At 44.1% G+C, this 17,965-nt stretch carries 20 protein-coding genes; 13 read left to right on the top strand and 7 right to left on the bottom strand.

Features of this window, described 5'->3' with window-relative positions:
* Positions 1–23 precede the first annotated feature (23 nt).
* Together glnD and AB4180_RS05600 are read left to right on the top strand one after the other, a co-directional pair.
* On the top strand, positions 24–2,645 hold the full coding sequence (glnD, locus tag AB4180_RS05605) for a bifunctional uridylyltransferase/uridylyl-removing protein GlnD (RefSeq protein WP_102249090.1): 2,622 nt from the start codon (positions 24–26) through the stop codon (positions 2,643–2,645).
* A gap of 218 nt (positions 2,646–2,863) precedes the next feature.
* On the top strand, positions 2,864–3,247 hold the full coding sequence (locus tag AB4180_RS05600) for a DUF3461 family protein (RefSeq protein ID WP_004734354.1): 384 nt from the start codon (positions 2,864–2,866) through the stop codon (positions 3,245–3,247).
* 154 nt (positions 3,248–3,401) lie between these two features.
* Here the strand turns inward: AB4180_RS05600 and truC are convergent, their stop codons facing one another.
* Both truC and AB4180_RS05590 read right to left on the bottom strand, forming a co-directional pair.
* Complete coding sequence (gene truC / locus AB4180_RS05595; RefSeq protein WP_029223042.1) at positions 3,402–4,151, bottom strand: tRNA pseudouridine(65) synthase TruC; 750 nt, start codon at positions 4,149–4,151, stop codon at positions 3,402–3,404.
* A complete protein-coding gene (locus AB4180_RS05590) occupies positions 4,151–4,465 on the bottom strand; it encodes a YqcC family protein (RefSeq protein ID WP_102249091.1) in 315 nt (104 codons plus the stop codon). The genes truC and AB4180_RS05590 overlap by 1 nt, the downstream gene beginning before the upstream one ends.
* An 87-nt stretch (positions 4,466–4,552) precedes the next feature.
* On the opposite strand from AB4180_RS05590, the gene AB4180_RS05585 reads away from it, so the two are divergent.
* Together AB4180_RS05585 and AB4180_RS05580 are read left to right on the top strand one after the other, a co-directional pair.
* The gene (locus AB4180_RS05585; RefSeq protein ID WP_102249092.1) at positions 4,553–5,593 is read left to right on the top strand and encodes a DUF3549 family protein; all 1,041 of its coding nucleotides are present in this window, start codon (positions 4,553–4,555) and stop codon (positions 5,591–5,593) included.
* 100 nt (positions 5,594–5,693) lie between these two features.
* A complete protein-coding gene (locus AB4180_RS05580; protein WP_017100783.1) occupies positions 5,694–6,002 on the top strand; it encodes a DUF3301 domain-containing protein in 309 nt (102 codons plus the stop codon).
* Here the strand turns inward: AB4180_RS05580 and AB4180_RS05575 are convergent.
* On the bottom strand, positions 5,968–6,486 hold the full coding sequence (locus tag AB4180_RS05575) for a GNAT family N-acetyltransferase (RefSeq protein ID WP_102249093.1): 519 nt from the start codon (positions 6,484–6,486) through the stop codon (positions 5,968–5,970). The genes AB4180_RS05580 and AB4180_RS05575 overlap by 35 nt on opposite strands.
* Before the next feature lie 768 nt (positions 6,487–7,254).
* On the opposite strand from AB4180_RS05575, the gene AB4180_RS05570 reads away from it, so the two are divergent.
* Together AB4180_RS05570 and AB4180_RS05565 are read left to right on the top strand one after the other, a co-directional pair.
* Complete coding sequence (locus tag AB4180_RS05570) at positions 7,255–7,542, top strand: hypothetical protein (RefSeq protein ID WP_009847428.1); 288 nt, start codon at positions 7,255–7,257, stop codon at positions 7,540–7,542.
* Between the two features lie 38 nt (positions 7,543–7,580).
* Positions 7,581–8,024, top strand: coding sequence for a YaiI/YqxD family protein (locus AB4180_RS05565; RefSeq protein ID WP_009847429.1), 444 nt, complete (start codon positions 7,581–7,583; stop codon positions 8,022–8,024).
* A 277-nt stretch (positions 8,025–8,301) separates the two neighbouring features.
* Here the strand turns inward: AB4180_RS05565 and AB4180_RS05560 are convergent, their stop codons facing one another.
* The 3 genes from AB4180_RS05560 to AB4180_RS05550 all read right to left on the bottom strand — a co-directional run bounded on the left by AB4180_RS05560 (position 8,302) and on the right by AB4180_RS05550 (position 10,663).
* The gene (locus tag AB4180_RS05560; protein ID WP_009847430.1) at positions 8,302–9,888 is read right to left on the bottom strand and encodes an AbgT family transporter; all 1,587 of its coding nucleotides are present in this window, start codon (positions 9,886–9,888) and stop codon (positions 8,302–8,304) included.
* Between the two features lie 387 nt (positions 9,889–10,275).
* Entirely contained in the window at positions 10,276–10,401 is a 126-nt protein-coding gene (gene ykgO, locus AB4180_RS05555) for a type B 50S ribosomal protein L36 (RefSeq protein ID WP_009847431.1), read from the bottom strand.
* A gap of 1 nt (position 10,402) precedes the next feature.
* Complete coding sequence (locus AB4180_RS05550; RefSeq protein WP_009847432.1) at positions 10,403–10,663, bottom strand: type B 50S ribosomal protein L31; 261 nt, start codon at positions 10,661–10,663, stop codon at positions 10,403–10,405.
* Positions 10,664–10,787: 124 nt separating this feature from the next.
* On the opposite strand from AB4180_RS05550, the gene tsaA reads away from it, so the two are divergent.
* From tsaA to AB4180_RS05520, 6 genes are all read left to right on the top strand, one after another.
* Complete coding sequence (tsaA, locus tag AB4180_RS05545; RefSeq protein ID WP_102249094.1) at positions 10,788–11,483, top strand: tRNA (N6-threonylcarbamoyladenosine(37)-N6)-methyltransferase TrmO; 696 nt, start codon at positions 10,788–10,790, stop codon at positions 11,481–11,483.
* A 101-nt stretch (positions 11,484–11,584) separates the two neighbouring features.
* On the top strand, positions 11,585–13,300 hold the full coding sequence (locus tag AB4180_RS05540) for a proline--tRNA ligase (protein WP_017096804.1): 1,716 nt from the start codon (positions 11,585–11,587) through the stop codon (positions 13,298–13,300).
* 188 nt (positions 13,301–13,488) lie between these two features.
* Positions 13,489–14,178: a tellurite resistance TerB family protein gene (locus AB4180_RS05535; RefSeq protein WP_009847435.1), complete on the top strand. Its 690-nt coding sequence runs from the start codon at positions 13,489–13,491 to the stop codon at positions 14,176–14,178.
* A gap of 187 nt (positions 14,179–14,365) precedes the next feature.
* Positions 14,366–14,569, top strand: coding sequence for a YaeP family protein (locus AB4180_RS05530; RefSeq protein ID WP_009847436.1), 204 nt, complete (start codon positions 14,366–14,368; stop codon positions 14,567–14,569).
* 1 nt (position 14,570) lies between these two features.
* The gene (locus AB4180_RS05525; protein ID WP_009847437.1) at positions 14,571–14,762 is read left to right on the top strand and encodes a DUF4250 domain-containing protein; all 192 of its coding nucleotides are present in this window, start codon (positions 14,571–14,573) and stop codon (positions 14,760–14,762) included.
* A 226-nt stretch (positions 14,763–14,988) separates the two neighbouring features.
* The gene (locus tag AB4180_RS05520; RefSeq protein ID WP_009847438.1) at positions 14,989–15,315 is read left to right on the top strand and encodes a hypothetical protein; all 327 of its coding nucleotides are present in this window, start codon (positions 14,989–14,991) and stop codon (positions 15,313–15,315) included.
* 346 nt (positions 15,316–15,661) lie between these two features.
* Here AB4180_RS05520 and glyA read toward each other — a convergent pair whose 3' ends face one another.
* Entirely contained in the window at positions 15,662–16,912 is a 1,251-nt protein-coding gene (gene glyA / locus AB4180_RS05515; RefSeq protein ID WP_009847439.1) for a serine hydroxymethyltransferase, read from the bottom strand.
* Between the two features lie 347 nt (positions 16,913–17,259).
* On the opposite strand from glyA, the gene AB4180_RS05510 reads away from it, so the two are divergent.
* Positions 17,260–17,862, top strand: coding sequence for a YitT family protein (locus AB4180_RS05510; protein WP_102249095.1), 603 nt, complete (start codon positions 17,260–17,262; stop codon positions 17,860–17,862).
* Positions 17,863–17,965 lie beyond the last annotated feature (103 nt).

The following is a 17,965-nucleotide window of genomic DNA, read 5'->3' as shown; positions in this document are numbered from 1 at the left end:
TTTGCTTGCACGGATAGCAGACTATGCCTTATCAATGCCCTATTACGTTCAATGACGAACAACTTGAAATCTGCGAATTAAAAAATCAGCTCGAAATCTTCACGCAGTATCAAAAGAGCGAATTTCTAAATCATCATCCAGTTACCGATTTGGTTCTGCTGCGCTCCGAATACATGGATTTGCTTCTCAATCGTTTATGGGAACATTTCGGATTTAGCAAACTGCCACATATCGCACTGGTCGCAGTAGGCGGCTATGGCCGTAGTGAACTACACCCTTTATCCGACATTGATATTCTCATCGTCTCGCAAAAAACTCTGCCACCAGCACTAGGTGAGAAAGTCAGTCAATTCATCACCCTATTGTGGGATTTGAAGCTAGAAGTCGGCCACGCAGTGCGTACCATTGCCGAGTGTCTTGAGATTGGCATCGATGATTTAACCGTTGCGACCAACTTACAAGAGTCACGTTTACTATGCGGAAGCGAAGACACCTTTCAAGAGTTAAAGCTAAAGATTCATTCCGATTCATTTTGGCCAAGTGAGACCTTCTACAAGGCGAAGATTCAAGAACAGAGAGAGCGTCACGCTCGTTATCACGACACGACTTACAATCTAGAGCCGGATATCAAATCAACTCCGGGCGGGCTCAGAGACATCCACACTCTGAGTTGGGTAGCACGTCGCCACTTCGGTGCGACTTCTTTGTTAGAAATGAGCAAGTATGGCTTTCTTACCGATGCTGAATATCGTGAACTCGTGGAGTGCCAAGACTTCTTATGGCGCGTTCGCTTTGCATTGCATATTGAACTGCGCCGCTACGACAATCGTCTTACCTTTGCGCATCAGGCTCAAGTAGCCGAACACCTTGGTTACACTGGTGAGGGCAATCGCGGCGTAGAAATGATGATGAAGGAGTTCTACCGAACACTTCGTCGTGTAGCAGAGCTCAACAAAATGCTGCTTAAGCTGTTTGACCAAGCAATCATTAACGGTGGTCAAACACAAGAAGCCGAGATTCTCGACAATGACTTCCAACGTCGAGGTTCATTAATCGAAGCGCGTAAGCCAGCCCTATTCCAAGCACGACCAGAAACGATTCTCGATATGTTTATCCATATCGCGAATGACTCGACGATCGAAGGGGTAAGCCCCCCAACATTACGACAACTGCGAACGGCGCGTCGCCGATTGAACCGCTTCCTGCATACCATTCCTGAAGCTCGTGACAAGTTCATGGATTTAGTTCGCCACCCCAACGCACTGCACAAAGCTTTTAGCTTGATGCATAAACTGGGCGTGCTATCGGCGTACTTACCGCAATGGAGCCAAATTGTCGGCCAAATGCAGTTTGATCTGTTCCACGTTTACACCGTGGATGAACACAGTATTCGCCTGCTCAAGCACATCAACCGCTTTAGCCAAGTAGAGAACCACGACAAACACCCAATTTGTTGTGAAGTGTACCCTCGAGTTCAGAAAAAAGAACTCCTGATCCTCGCCGCTATCTTCCACGACATCGGAAAAGGCCGTGGTGGAGACCACTCCGAGATCGGTGCTGTTGAAGCTTACTCTTTCTGTATTGAGCATGGGCTATCGAAGCCTGAAGCCAAACAAGTTGCGTGGCTAGTACAAAACCACCTGTTAATGTCAGTGACCGCTCAGCGCCGTGATATCTACGATCCGGATGTGATTACCGAATTCGCCAAAAAAGTTCGCGATGAAGAGTCACTTGAGCTGCTGGTTTGCTTAACTGTCGCTGATATCTGTGCAACCAATCCAGAGCTGTGGAACAGCTGGAAACGTACCCTACTCGCAGAGCTATTCCATTCTACGCAGCGAGCACTGCGTCGCGGCTTGGAAAACCCAGTCGATGTCAGAGACCGTATTCGTCACAATCAACAAATGGCATCTGCACTGCTGCGTAAAGAAGGTTTCTCCGCTCGTGAAATTGAAGTGTTGTGGCAGCGTTTTAAAGCTGACTATTTTTTGCGTCATACACACACTCAAATTGCTTGGCACTGTGAGCACCTACTTCGCTTAGAAGATCCGAGCCAACCTTTAGTACTTATCAGCAAAAAAGCAACACGAGGTGGTACAGAGGTATTCGTATACTGTAAAGACCAAGCGGCACTTTTCGCAACCGTTGTTGCCGAGCTCGACAGACGTAACTTTAACGTTCACGACGCACAGGTCATGGTCAGTAAAGATGGTCACGTTTTGGATACCTTTATCGTACTTGATCAGCATGGTGAAGCGATTGATGAAGCAAGACACAAAGCCGTTGCGAAACATCTAACTCATGTTCTAGCTGATGGCCGTCCAACTAAGATTAAGACACGTCGCACGCCTCGAAACCTGCAGCATTTCAAGGTAAAAACTCGGGTTGAGTTCCTACCAACTAAGAGCAAGAAGCGCACTTTGATGGAGTTGAGAGCTCTTGATACACCGGGGTTGTTGGCTCAAGTCGGCGCAACCTTTGCTGAGTTAGACATCAATTTGCACGGCGCTAAAATTACCACCATCGGCGAACGTGCAGAAGATTTGTTTATTCTGACCAGTGACGCGGGAGGAAGGTTGTCTGAAGAACAAGAACAAGCCTTAAGAGAAAGATTAACCGAACACGTTTCAGAACTCGCACCTTAGAAAGCTAATTTAGAGCTAGAAGTAAGTTGTGACTAGGAAACAAGTTTAGCTCTTGGAGCTGCTTTAATAGCCAAATAAGTGTGGGCAAAGATAGAGAGCGATCTTGTCCACAACTTACAATCAATTCACAGATATCAACTATCTAGCTCGTCGTTAGGCTGCTACATTGATCAAGTCAATTACATAAAAGTATTACATTCATAACCTAGAGGTCGCTTATGTATCCAAACCTCACTGGCTTAGGTATCCACGAACCTAAACAGATTGAACGTTACTCCCTTCGCCAAGAAGCGCACAAAGATATCCTGAAGATTTACTTTCGTAAGCAGAAAGGTGAACTGTTCGCGAAAAGCGTTAAGTTTAAGTACCCGCGACAAGTAAAAAGTGTGCTTGTTAGCGGCGGCAATAATCAATACAAAGAAGTGACCGAGATTAACCGCAACCTCACTCTTGTGATTGATGAACTCAACAAGATCACCAAACCGACGCCAACGGCTGAGGTGGATGTGAAGCAGAAGATCCTTACTGACTTGCGCCATCTAGAAAAAGTGGTATCAAGCAAGATCGCAGAGATCGAAGCCGATCTAGAAAAACTTAAATGATCCCGCGATTAACTGTTAGCTAATAACTAACCTACATTAGTTATGTCGTTAAGGTCGCACAGACATCAAAAAGGGCTGATATCACTATCATCCCTTTGTTTTTATTCTATTTTCTCTATTCAATTAGACTCGTGATTGCTTAAACACGCGTGACTTACTTCGACAAGCAAGTTTGAGCATCGATTAAGTGGGCATCCCACTCAAAAGTTTCAAACAACCTTAACCACGTTTCATCTAAGTTCGCCTTCATCACCAATTCTTCTTTAGTGAAAGGATGAATGAAGCGCAATTCAGAAGCATGCAGCAACAGACGGTGTGAGTCTAAATCATCACGGAACAGTCGGTTATGCTTACCATCACCATGTGAAGTATCGCCCACGATTGGGTGTCTTAAATGAGCCATGTGACGACGCAGCTGATGTTTACGTCCTGTCTTTGGCATCATCTCAACTAAGCAATAACGACTGGTAGGAAAACGGCCTGTTGAATACGGCACTTCGACTTTCGCTAACGGCTCGTAAACAGTGACGGCTTCTTGTGGTTCTTTATCTTCTTTCGCGAACTTGTCGGCGATCTTATCCAACTCGACCTTGAGTGCGTAATCGAGCGTATCGCCCTCTTCTATCCACCCACGCACAATCGCATGATAGGTTTTTTGCATCTCGTGGTTGGCGAACATCGGCATCACCTCAGAGGCAACTTCACTCGACAGAGCAAACACCAATACGCCAGACGTTGGACGGTCTAAGCGATGCAGAGGAAATACGTGCTGACCAATTTGGTCGCGCAGAGTCTGCATCACAAACTGAGTCTCGTGTTTATCCAACCATGAGCGATGCACTAGCATACCCGCAGGCTTATTCACCGCGACAAAATACTCATCTTGATAAATGATCTCTAACATTACGCGCATACCTCATCAATGCTCTGAATCGTCACTAGCAGTTCAGCTTTGTCTGCCTCATTTTTCCACACTTCACCAAAATAAGGATGAATCGCAAAGCCTTTCGGTAGGCTCATTTGGGCATCCATCATTGCGTTGATCTTTACGATAAAGATCCACTGCAACCACTCTTCTGGCTGTAGCGAGTCAATCGCAAAAGGCTCAACGCTCGCCAAAGCTTCATTCGAAGGCGGAAGTTCACTCCATAGCGAACATTGGCGCATTTGTTGTTCTAATTGTTGAAGTAAAAGAGGTAACTTTGTGGCTGCTGTCATTTTTCACCAAGTTATTTATCTAGTGACCTTGAAATTGGGGCATAGAGTACCATCTATTTAGGAAAGAAAGTTAGGAGCTTTATTACTATGGAAACCATTCACACGCTCACTCAGTTGCTAAAGAATAGCGGTTGCCAATACGATATCTACGACCTAGGTCGTCGTATCCAGAAGATCGACAATACCCTATTCTCTGACGTTGAGCAGGGGAAACAGCCATACCCGTTTCCACTTCAGAAACAAGCTCACTTAGCGATCAGCTACTGGAACGAACACAAGCAACCTTGGATCTGGTTCCTAAAATTCAAACTCGATGAAAGAGGCTTACTGCATCGAGGGGATGTGGGTAATTTTCTTAAGTTTGTTATCGAAGCGATGGGCACACGTTTGAACGGTGATATCAGCGAAGAGCAACAACAAAAGCTGTCAAACAACCCATATACCTTCAAGCCTTCTGAAGACAAAATGGCCGTATTCCATAGCCAAGTAAGAGCAGGTTTAGACCTCGCGACGAGCCAATATTACGAACACGCTCAACACTACTTCACTGGCGATCTAGGTTGGGACAACTGGAAAACCGTTGGTCTTCAAGGCATCACCGATATGTGTGCTCGCTTAGGCAGTCAGCAAAACGGTGTCGCTATTCGCAAAGCATTGAATAAACTGCCATCAGAGCCGCTATACGCGACGTTAGGTGCGCTTGAGCATACACAAATCAATGATAAGCTCGCTCAACGCTTACAAGAAATGGCAGACAATGAGATTAACAGTCAAGAGCCGGATCTGTTCTTACTGTCAGCTTTGGTTCGTGCCCTTTCCGGTGCAGAACAAGGAATCGCGAATAACATCATTAACCAAGTTCTCGCTAGTCCACGCTTAAGCCACCAAGAGGTGTTAATTGGTTTAGCGGGTCGCAGCTGGCACGCACTACAAGATCCAGCGATTGCCGAGCAATTCTTGTTACGTCTCGCACAAACAGGCAACCAAAACCTGTTCAATCAGTTATTTGCAGATTTAGTGATGATTCCGACACTAAGAATGGTATTTTTGCCGTTGTTGAATTCGAACCCATCACCAGAACTCGCAAATGCATTGATTGAGTTACAACAAGCGGCTAAGTCTCAATAATTGACTGACGACTAACTCAAAAGCGAGCTAGATCTGTAGCTCGTTAACACAAGCTCAAATTACGATTGGAATAGAGTGATTAAAAGGAAGTATGGATTAAATGATAGATAACTTATTGGCTATTTTGATGCTGTGCTTCTTTTGTTTTCTGTTTTGGCAGCAGCGCAGGCAATCCGAGCTTGCGAAAGCTGCCATTGCGAGAAAGTGTAAAGAGCTCGACTTGCAGCTATTAAGCGTTGCCTTCAACGGTCATAAACTTAAGATGCGCCATGAACTCACGACCATTTGGCGCTGGCATACTGTGTACCATTTTGAATTTTCGGCATTAGGTGATGACCTGTACCAAGGAAAACTGACCATGGTCGGCTTCCGCTCTATGCGGTTCGAGCTACAGCCTCATAGAATGTAACGTCGCAGTGCGCGTTATAGCTATATTCATGATAAGGGCCAAACGAATCTTGTTTGGTTTCCTTAAATTCAAATCCTAGTTTTTCTAATAACTTAATCGATGGGTTGTGGCCGACATTCACAGTCGCAACAACATTCGTTAGGCGCTCTTCAAAACACACCAAACTTAAAAATGGTTTTAGCACCTCACTAGCAAAGCCGCGATTCCAATACTCTTTATCCAAAATAAAGCCAAGCTCATGCCTACCCTCTTCTGATGAAATAAAGACATGCCCAAGATATTCACGGGTTTGGTTGTGGATGATAGCGCGGCAGAAGCCGACGTTGTCTTGCAGTATCTCTTGAAATAAGAACTTCGCAGAGGCAATAGAGTGCGGCCCATTCATTTCAGAACGATTAACGGGGCAGCAATTCAACTTGATAAAGTCGTGTTGTAGCTGTTCGGTATAAGGTACCAACAGCGTTCTTGAGGTTGCTATCGTCATAAAACACTCCTTGTGTTGACCATTAGCAGAAAAGCAGATGTCGCGATCTTAGATAAAAGCTCCTGAATTAAAGAGCCCCCTAGATAGAAGAAAAGTCTCAGATAAAGAAAAGCCCCGACACCGAAGTGTCAGGGCTAGGGTCTTACTCGCAGCAGTCCGGCTACTAATAAATGCTCCATGCATCATCCATAATAGTGGCTGTAATCCTTCAGCTCTTTCCTTTACTTCGCCGTCCTAGCGGTGTCCAATCATCCTGAAAGCTAACAATCCTAGTTAGCGCACATCACTTGTTCCGTGAGCGGTGTCCTTTACATCGTCCTGATGCTAATCCAACCCTTTAAATCCTAAAGGTGTCCATTGTCATTCCGTTGCAGCTAACTTCCTGTTAACTGACTGTATCCCTACAATGTCCTTACGCTCCATGCTTGACTACTCAATCCTAAGTAACCAAATCTTCATCCTGAAGATAACCAAATCCTTGGTGCTTTCCTGTTCCGTGTCAGAATCCTTCCGACAAGGCTTAATTTACGCGATTTACGATTTGGGACAATAGATTTGCATCACACTTTGAATTCATAAAAGTTGTTAATTATATAAAACAACAAAAAATCAACCACTTAATCATATGCACCTCAATCTCTCTAGCGATGTATTCGTGTTATCTCACAACCTTTGTAAGAGATCTCTCACAAGCTATGGGCGGTTTTATGATTCGCTATCACTCACCAGAGCGAGTAAAATGGCTGGAGACTAAAAATGGAGGTCAACATGCTGACAAAAGATGTGTCTGAAGAGTTGAAATCAGTGCTTGAAGGACTGCAAGCACAAGGGAAAGAGCCTACAGTTGCTTTAGTTAAAGCTCGTATGAGTACATCGGTTCCGATGCCCGCTTTAATCACAACCATCAAGAGCTGGAAAAGCGCGAATCGCGTTCCTAAAGTTGAAGTCGCGACACAAGAAGAGCCAGCACTCGATCGTGTTAGCCAACTGGAAAAGCAAATCCTTGAACTTACCACCCGCGTTGCCACGCTAGAAGCCAAGTTAACGGAACAATAAGTTAACTGAGCAATAAGCTAACAGAGAAATAGAACACTATGAAAATATGGGTTGATGCGGACGCTTGTCCCAAGGTTATCCGAGAAACAATCGTACGCGCAGCTGAGCGCACAGGGGTCGAATGTACCTTTGTCGCGAACCATTTGGTTCCCGTTCCCAAGCGTAATAACATTCACTCAATTCAAGTCCCAAGCGGATTTGATATTGCAGATGATGAAATCGTAAAACGCACTGAACCCGGTGATCTCGTGATTACATCCGATATCCCTCTCGCCGATGAAGTGATCACCAAAGGTGGTCAAGCACTTAGCTCTCGTGGCGAGCTCTACACCAAAGAAACCATCAAAGCGCGCCTGAACATTCGTGACTTTATGGATACCATGCGTTCAAGCGGCATCCAAACGGGTGGACCAAGCGCCCTCTCACAGACCGATCGTCGTGAGTTCGCGAATCACCTTGATCGCCTGCTAGCAAAGCGCTAATCATTAAGAAACATTGATATTCGTTCATAGCCATAACCGTGAACCTGTAGATATGTTTGTCGACATACTCCGTTCTTGTTACTTAACACTTGATACTAAGTGTTACTTTAACGGAGTATTGATGATCCATCTTGCCACCATCTCTTCTTTTTAAATCATCCCAATTTTCTACACTCTTTCAGATCACTTTCCGTGATTGGTACACCATAATTTCGATCAAAAAAAACCTGCACAAGGCAGGCTTTAAAATCTAACAATATGACTTGTACTAACGTTACTACGGCGTGTAGAACGTTGCTGCACCTGGGCCTACTGGAAGACCAAATACGAACACCCATAGGTAGAACAAGATGCTCCAACCGAACATAAAGCAGATTGAGTATGGAAGCATTGTAGCAATCAGAGTACCGATACCAAGGTTCTTCATGTAACGCGTCGCTACAGCAAGAATAAGACCGAAGTAGCTCATCATTGGTGTAATGATGTTCGTCGTTGAATCACCGATACGGTAAGCTGCTTGAATCGTTTCTGGTGCGTAACCAACAAGCATTAGCATAGGTACAAAGATAGGTGCTGTTACTGCCCACTGAGCAGAAGCCGAACCGATCATTAGGTTAATGAAGCCACACATTAGGATAAATGCAAAGAACAACATTGGGCCAGTAAGACCGATATCTTGTAAGAAGCTAGCGCCACCAACAGCGATTACTTGACCAAAGTTAGTCCACTTAAAGAAAGCAACAAACTGTGCAGCAAAGAATACAAGAACAATGTACATGCCCATTGAAGACATAGACGTTGCCATCGCATTGATCACGTCACGATCGTTCTTCATTGAACCGGTAACTTTACCGTAAACAAAACCAGGAATAGCGAAGAATACAAAGATAAACGCAACAATACTCTTCAGGAATGGAGAACCCGAAACCGTACCAGACGCTGAACGTAGAACACCGTCAGCTGGAACGATAGTCCACGCTAGAAGTGCAGAAACAGCCAATACAGCAATACCTGCTAGTTTTAGACCTTTCTTCTCAACATCCGTCAGTCTGCCCATCGAATCATTTGATAAATCTTCAGAAGCTTCTTCGTCGTTGTATTTACCCAACTTAGGTTCAACAATCTTCTCAGTTACAAATGCACCTGTAATCGCGATGAAGAAAGTAGAAACAAACATGAAGTACCAGTTTGACTCAGGACCAACCGTGTAAGACGGGTCAATCATCTGTGCCGCTGTTTCTGTAATACCAGAAAGCAGTGGGTCAACCGTACCGATAAGTAGGTTTGCAGAGTAACCACCTGACACACCAGCGAATGCCGCAGCAAGACCAGCAAGAGGGTGACGACCTAAAGAATGGAAAAGCATTGCTGCTAGTGGAATAAGTACCACATAGCCAAGCTCTGATGCTGTGTTAGAGATAATACCTGCAAACACAACCGTTACTGTAACCATGCGCTTAGAAGCACCCATTACCATGCCACGCATTGCAGCAGATAGTAGACCTGAGTGTTCAGCAATCGCTACACCAAGCATAGCAACAAGTACAGTACCTAGTGGAGCAAAACCAACAAAGTTCTTAACTAAGTTAGTCACAATAAGTTGTAGACCTTCTGCGTTAAGCAGACTTACAACGTGGATCATGCCGTCAGCAGCACGACCTTTAGCACCTTCTGGTCGAGGGTCCATAACAGACACTTCGAAGTAACCAGCAATACCTGAAGTAACGAGGATTGCTAAGCAGAAGATTGCGAAAAGAGTGATTGGGTGGGGTAATAGGTTCCCCAAATATTCAACGCCATCTAAAAAGCGAGTAAAAATAGGTTTTTTAGGCGAATTGTTTTTTATTGAAGCTGATGAACTCATCAGTTCCCTCCTTGTAGTGATTCCTGTGCAATTGTGACAAAGATGTTTAAATTGCCCGCGCAGATTACTCGACAAAAGGGTCAATTAGAAATCGTAAATGTTACAAAGTGTGTAACAAACCATTCTTTTTAACTTAATAAAAACAAAAAATCAGCAAATAACTCCGATTAAAGTATAAAAGTTAGGTTTATAATTGGTATTGATTCATTCATTCGGTTTATGCTTGCGCTTGTAAGCTATTGATAAAGTGACAAATAAGAAACAACGTACGCTAAGTGAGCACATACTCTCCTGCAAAGTTCCTCTCGAAGGAAAAGCAAAACAGACAAATGAATGAAGTTTGACTTTCCCCTCGTTTTTACACTCATGTCACATCAAATTGACTGACTATTTTTGAACCGCTTTGAATCTCGGGTTGGATTTACAGATGACATAGAGACGACCTCTACGCTTTACTATTTGGCAATCTGGGTGACGGCTTTTCGCACTTTTCAGTGATTTCACAACTTTCATTCTATTTCGCTCCCTTACCTAATTGACCAAAACGACGAGTGAAGTTCGCAACGCGTCCCTCTTTATGTAGCACTCGCTGTTTACCCGTATAGAAAGGATGCGACTTTGACGACACCTCAATCGTGAAGTAAGGATAAGTATTTCCGTCTTCCCATTCGATAGTGCGATCTGTTTTCAATGTTGATCCGATTAAGAAGTACTCATCGACACTGGTGTCATGAAAAACCACGGGGCGGTAATCAGGGTGGATATTCGGTTTCATTGTATTTCCCTTAAATAACTAACTTGATATGTTATAACATATCAAATGATAATTATTATCAAAAGAAAAACAAGTGATTTTATGATATTTTTCCGTCTTAACTGAAACCAGAGAACACCTTGCTATGTACACCATTGAACCTGTTGGCTTTATTGAGTCTCCTTATAAAGAGAAGTTAGCTGTGCCAAGACAGCCTAGGTTAGTACCCACTTCTACCTCAAGAGTCAGGCTAGTTGAAGCAGCGAACTGCCTTGAGTCTGTTCGTGATATTGAACAATTTAGTCATGTGTGGTTGTTGTTTTTGTTCGATAAGAACCTTGAAGCAGGATGGAAACCAACCGTGAGGCCACCTCGCCTTGGCGGGAACGAACGTATTGGTGTATTCGCGTCTCGTGCCACATTCAGACCGAATGGAGTGGGTATGTCCGCGGTTGAGCTCAAAGGTGTATCTCAAGAAAAGGGACAAACTTGGTTGGACTTGGGCAGTGTTGATCTCGTTGACGGCACACCGATCATCGACATCAAACCTTATATCCCCTACTCGGATTCAATTCCCGATGCACTAGGAGGGTTTGCCGCCGATGAACCTGAAGTGCTAGATGTGAACTTCTCGCAGCAAGCCCAAAGTAAGCTCGCAAACCACCCACAAGCACGCCATATCATTCAGGTGATCAAAGAAGTATTAGGCCAAGATCCTCGCCCTGCCTATAAGAAAGGTAAGCCTGACAATAAGGAATATGCGGTAAATTTGTTCGATCTTAACGTGAAATTCGTGGTTGAAACGCTTTTCATCAATGTAACTGACATTGAACGCTTTTGAGATCCCAAATAGGCTGATATTATATGCGGCTATATCAGATTTGCTGTGGTCACGAACGACAGCAAGTTTTCTTTTATCAATGATGAAACGGATACCATAGAATGCGTACCAGTAACTACCTTCTTTCTACTCTGAAAGAGACTCCAAACGACGCAGAAGTTATCAGCCACCAGCTGATGCTACGTGCAGGTATGATCCGTAAGCTAGCTTCAGGTTTATATACTTGGCTACCTACTGGTCTACGTGTACTGCGTAAAGTCGAAAATATCGTTCGCCAAGAGATCGATAATGCAGGTGCCGTTGAAATCTTGATGCCCGTAGTTCAACCGTTTGAGCTTTGGGAAGAGACTGGCCGTTCTGAAAAGATGGGTCCTGAGCTACTTCGTTTCACAGACCGTCATTCTCGTCCATTTGTTCTTAGCCCAACAGCAGAAGAAGTGGTAACGAGCCTAGTACGTAACGAGATCAGCTCTTACAAACAGCTACCTCTAAACCTGTACCAAATCCAGACTAAATTCCGTGATGAACGCCGCCCTCGTTTTGGCGTAATGCGTGCTCGTGAATTCTCTATGATGGATGCGTACAGCTTTGATATCGATAAAGAAGGCTTAGAAAAGTCTTACCAAGCGATGCACGATGCTTACTGTAAAGCATTCGACCGCATGGGTCTTGAGTACCGTCCAGTATTGGCAGACTCTGGCGCAATCGGTGGCAGCGGCTCTCAAGAATTCCACGTTCTTGCTGAAAGCGGCGAAGACCTAATCGCATTCTCTTCAGAATCTGATTACGCAGCGAACATCGAGAAAGCAGAAGCACTTGCTCCAACGACTGAAGCGGCAGCGCCAACTCAAGAGATGGAACTGGTTGATACGCCAAACGCAAAAACAATCGCAGAACTTGTAGAGCAACACGGTCTAGCAATCGAGAAGACCGTTAAGACTCTATTCGTTAAAGCTTCTGATGAAGTAAATGCAGACATCATCGCGCTAATCATCCGTGGCGACCACGAGCTTAACGAAGTGAAAGCAGAGAACCTTCCACAGGTTGCTGCTCCACTAGAGATGGCTTCTGAAGAAGAAATCCGTGCACTTGTTGGTGCAGGTCCTGGTTCACTTGGCCCTGTTGGTCTAGAGCTACCATTCATCGTTGACCGCTCTGTTGCTGTAATGAGCGACTTCGGTGCTGGTGCAAACGTAGACGGTAAGCACTACTTCGGTATTAACTGGGGTCGTGACGTTGAGCTTGCTCAAGTTGAAGACCTACGTAACGTAGTTGAAGGCGACCTAAGCCCATGTGGTCAAGGTACCATCCAACTTAAGCGCGGTATCGAAGTTGGTCACATCTTCCAACTAGGTAATACTTACTCTAAAGCAATGAACTGTAACGTGCTTGGTCCTGATGGTAAGAGCGTAATCCTAGAAATGGGTTGTTACGGTATCGGTGTTTCACGTGTTGTTGCATCTGCTATCGAGCAAAACCACGATAAATTCGGTATCACTTGGCCAGACGCACTAGCACCATTCCAAGTTGCTATCGTACCAATGAACATGCACAAATCTGAGCGCGTTAAAGAAGCCGCTGAGAAGCTATACGCTGAATTAACGGCTATGGGAATCGAAGTACTATTTGATGACCGTAAAGAGCGCCCAGGTGTTATGTTTAAAGATATCGAGCTAGTGGGTATCCCTCACACTATCGTTATCGGTGATCGCAGCATGGACGAAGGTAACTTCGAATACAAAAACCGTCGTACTGGTGATAAAGAAGCAATCGCTATGGACACGGTTATCGAGCACCTTACAGCTCAACTAGCTTAGTAATCCGATTACTCGCTAGATATACATTGAAAGGCTGCCATTAGGTGGCCTTTTTTGTGCCTGTCGTTTCTCTTCAAACTCCCTTCTATTTATCACCAGAGTAAATAACGTAAGTTAATCCCCTGTTCATCTTTAAATCCGTATATTGGTTCATCAACTCTTTAGACACGATTACATTGGAGGTATCGATGGATATCAAAAGCTTACTTAACCAAGCACTTAAGTCAGATCTCGTAAAACAAGGTACTCAGAAGCTTTCCCAAGGCTCTTCAAGTTTAAGTGGCCTAACTCAAGGCGGCAGTGGTAAGAATATCAACAAAAGCACGCTCGGAGCCTTCGGCGCTGGCGCAGTGGGCGGCGGACTCTTAGGTGCGTTAATGGGCTCTAAGAAAACCAATAAAATGGGTAAGAAAGCCGCTGGTATTGGTGGCGCTGCGGCACTTGGCGCACTCGCTTACAAGGTCTATAACGACTATCAGTCTAAACAAGGCCAAGCACCGAATTCCGAACAAGCTCAATTTGATGAGACCGATTCAAACCATAGCGTACTGATTCTAAGATCAATGATTGCTGCGTCCAAAGCTGACGGGCATGTTGATGAAGAAGAGATGGCTAAGATTGAACAAGCCGTCGAGAACATGGGCGCCGATTATCAGCTGACTAAATTGGTGTCTGAAGAATTGCACAAGCCACTCGATCCAAGCGAAATTGCTCAATTAGCAACGTCACCTCAACAAGCGAGTGAGATCTACTTAGCCTCTTTGATTGTAGCGGATGAGCAGAACTTTATGGAGAAGGCTTACCTCAAAGAGTTAGCAAAGCAGCTCAACTTAGCTGATGAGGTCACTTATCAGCTTGAACAGCAGATCTCTAGTTAAGCGGTAATTATCAGGCGAATCAGTAAATATCACGCTAAGTAACAAGTTAGCAAAGTGATACATTGAGCATCAACAGAATGAGATATTGAGCAAGAACAAACTAACTCGGAACTTAGTCAGATCCACTTTGTTTTTGCTTATCTCTATGTGTATATTGAGATCAGTTATCATTTGGTTAGGTATAAAAATGAAAGTATACGATTGTTGTGATTTGGTGCGTGAACTGTATTCTCAAATTGGCAGTGGCGACCAAGGCTATATCCCTAAAGCGATCACCTGCGCGGTAAAAACATTGAACGACCTTGCTGCAGATGAATCTCTTCCTAAAGAAGCAAGAGATCGTGCTGCATTTGCCGCAGCGAATCTACTGATCTCAGATTTCGAGGACTAATATGAACCTCGCTAACTTTGAAAAGATGGATCCTGTGATGTTGATGAGCATCGTCAACATGAAACTGCGTGACGATTTCGGCGGTGACTTGGATCGAGTAGTCAACTTCTATGAAATCGACAAAGCGGCATTGACTGCAAAACTTGCGTCTGCCGGTTTTGAGTTTCTTCCTGAAGCAAAACAGTTTCGATAATCATTTAGAACAAACTTAAATTTTAAAGACCAACCTCTGTGTTGGTCTTTTTGTTTCTAGGGCAGGCTAAACACGAATAAACTTATTATAAATTATCTGTTTGTACCTATACTTTTATATCCTAGAGTCAGCCAACACTCCTTGAATCAAAGCGTGTTGTTGTATAGGCTACTCCAAACAGCATATAAAACTCATCACCAAATTCGATGATATCGAAGGACTAACAATGAAAAGACTCGGACTTTTAGCCGTTATCGCAGCCGTATTTACCGCAGGTTGTGCTTCAAATACTCAACAAGACAACTTCCGTGAAGCCTCTTTTGAGCTGTGTAATACTGAAGTCGATATCTACTCTGTAAGCCATGATGAAAGAGTACGTATCGTCTGCTCTGACGGCTCTAAATTTGCCTTAAACAGTGAAGATACGCTAGAAATTATGCGCGATATCAACATCGACTATTGTGATGGCGAAGGCTTAGGTAAATTCAACGAAAGCCGTCACTACTACTCTTTCAAGTGTAAGTCAGGCACCCTACTTAGCATTAAAAAGTAGAAGCTACACAAGAAAGCGATAAAGCAATAAAGGGTTGATGTGAAAGCATTAACCCTTTTTAGTACCTGCCTTTCTGTATTCTCAGATAACCTAAATCTCATACCTACAGATACAAAAAAGGCCCCAATACAGGAGCCCTTCAAATCGTATGTTTCAATCAAATAGATTTAGTTCAAGGAAAAGGCACGGAGTTTTCAGCACCTTTCCCTAAAACAAAAAGGGACTCAATGAGCCCCTTTAAAAGTACTTTTCAAAGTAGTCGTTTGAAATTCTAGGAGAGCACGCGGAGCTTACGGATGTAAGTGAGCATGCTCGACAACGAAGTTCAAATTACTACGCAGAAAAATTATGCGTAAACAGGTAGACGCTTACAGATATTTAGTACTTTCGCTTTAGTTGCTTCGATAACAGACTCATCACCCATGTTATCTAGGATGTCACACATCCAACCTGCTAGCTCTTTCGCGTCTGCTTCTGAGAAACCGCGACGAGTGATAGAAGGAGAACCGATACGGATACCAGAAGTAACGAACGGGCTACGTGGATCGTTTGGTACTGAGTTCTTGTTAACTGTGATGTTAGCTGAACCTAGTGCTGCATCTGCTTCTTTACCTGTGATGTCTTTGTCGATTAGATCAACTAGGAACAGGTGGTTCTCTGTAGAACCTGAAACGATGTTGTAACCGCGAGCTAGGAATTCAGCAACCATTGCTTTTGCGTTAGCCACTACGCGAGCTTGGTATTCTTTAAACTCTGGTTCTAGAGCTTCTTTGAACGCTACTGCTTTACCAGCGATAACGTGCATTAGAGGGCCACCTTGGCCACCTGGGAATACTGCTGAGTTTAGTTTCTTGTAAAGATCTTCGCCTTCGTTAGAAAGGATAAGACCACCACGAGGACCAGCAAGCGTTTTGTGCGTTGTTGTTGTAACAACGTGAGCGTGTGGAACTGGGTTAGGGTAAACACCTGCAGCGATAAGGCCAGCAACGTGCGCCATATCTACGAAGAAGTAAGCACCTACTTTGTCAGCGATTTCACGCATGCGCGCCCAATCACAAACTTGAGAGTAAGCTGAGAAACCACCGATGATCATCTTAGGTTTGTGCTCGATAGCTAGCGCTTCCATCTCTTCGTAATCGATTTGACCTGCTTCATCGATACCGTAAGGGATGATGTTGTAAAGCTTACCAGAGAAGTTTACTGGAGAACCGTGAGTTAGGTGACCACCGTGCGCTAGGCTCATACCTAGAACAGTATCGCCAGCATTCAGTAGTGCCATGTATACAGCGTTGTTTGCTTGAGAACCTGAGTGAGGTTGTACGTTCGCGTATTGAGCGCCAAACAGTTCACATGCACGTTCGATTGCTAGAGTTTCAACTTTATCTACGAACTCACAACCACCGTAGTAACGCTTACCAGGGTAGCCTTCAGCGTATTTGTTTGTAAGTTGAGAACCTTGAGCTTCCATTACACGTGGGCTTGTGTAGTTTTCTGAAGCGATAAGTTCGATGTGCTCTTCCTGACGAAGAGTTTCTTCTTGGATAGCTGCGAATAGGTCCGCATCGTAATCAGCAATGTTCATGTCACGCTTAAGCATCTGTATCTCCTGACTCAGATTGTACTGAAAGTTTCAAAAAAACCACACAACGACCGAAAGCAAACGTTTCCGTCACCGTTTTGATGTGACGCATTCTACATAATTTGATCTAGGTCATAAAGAGCTAATTGCAATTTTATCATGCAGTTTTTTCATAATCACAAATAAGATTCATCATGGTTATTGAGCTTATCCAACCAAAGATGACGCTTACTGTCAATTTTACGCTTTACACCCTGTAAAACGCAGATTACATAGGTTTACCTTAATTTTGCACCTCAAGCTACCGAAAGCTAAGGTTTTTCTCTACTATGCACGCCTTTATTGGTTAGGTAATTATAAAAACGATGGAAAAACACTCACGTAAAGAAGATTGGGTAGCCATTCTTACTGGCACGTTTTTAGTGGCGTTAGGCGTCTTCTTTTTACAGTCAGCAAATCTGCTTACCGGTGGTACTACTGGCTTGGCTCTGCTTTTGAGTCAATTCTTACCTGTAACCTTTGGTATTTTGTACTTTGTTGCCAACTGTCCATTCTATTTATTAGCTTGGAAACGATTTGGTCGTAGCTTTGCCATTAGCAGTGCAATTGCTGGCGCTTTAGTGTCTGTTTTTGCCGATCATTTATACCTAGTTATCTCACTAGAAGTTCATAACGAAATCTACTGTGCTGTTGCTGGTGGCTTACTAATGGGCTTAGGTATGCTAATCCTATTCCGTCATCGCTCAAGCTTGGGTGGCTTCAACGTATTGTGTCTGTTCATTCAAGATCGCTACGGTATCTCAGTAGGCAAAACCCAAATGGCCATTGATGCCTGTATTCTGTTTGCATCCTTCTTCTTTGTATCACCTTGGGTGATTGCCGTATCTGTATTAGGCACCGCAGTATTGAACATCGTATTGGCAATGAACCACAAACCAACTCGCTACTCGGTGAATTACGCGTCTTAGCGTTCATTACCTGCTCTGTCGTTACTGGCACTCGATACGCAAGTTTTTCGCAAGCAAACTCGAGGCACGATTAATCCATACATCAGTAAAACAAAAAGGCCTT

The organism is Vibrio sp. 10N.286.49.C3 (assembly GCF_041469545.1).
GTDB classification, from domain to species: domain Bacteria; phylum Pseudomonadota; class Gammaproteobacteria; order Enterobacterales; family Vibrionaceae; genus Vibrio; species Vibrio tasmaniensis_A.
The sequence above is the reverse complement of the archived record's forward strand: the minus strand, read 5'-3'. Positions and strand labels throughout refer to the sequence as shown.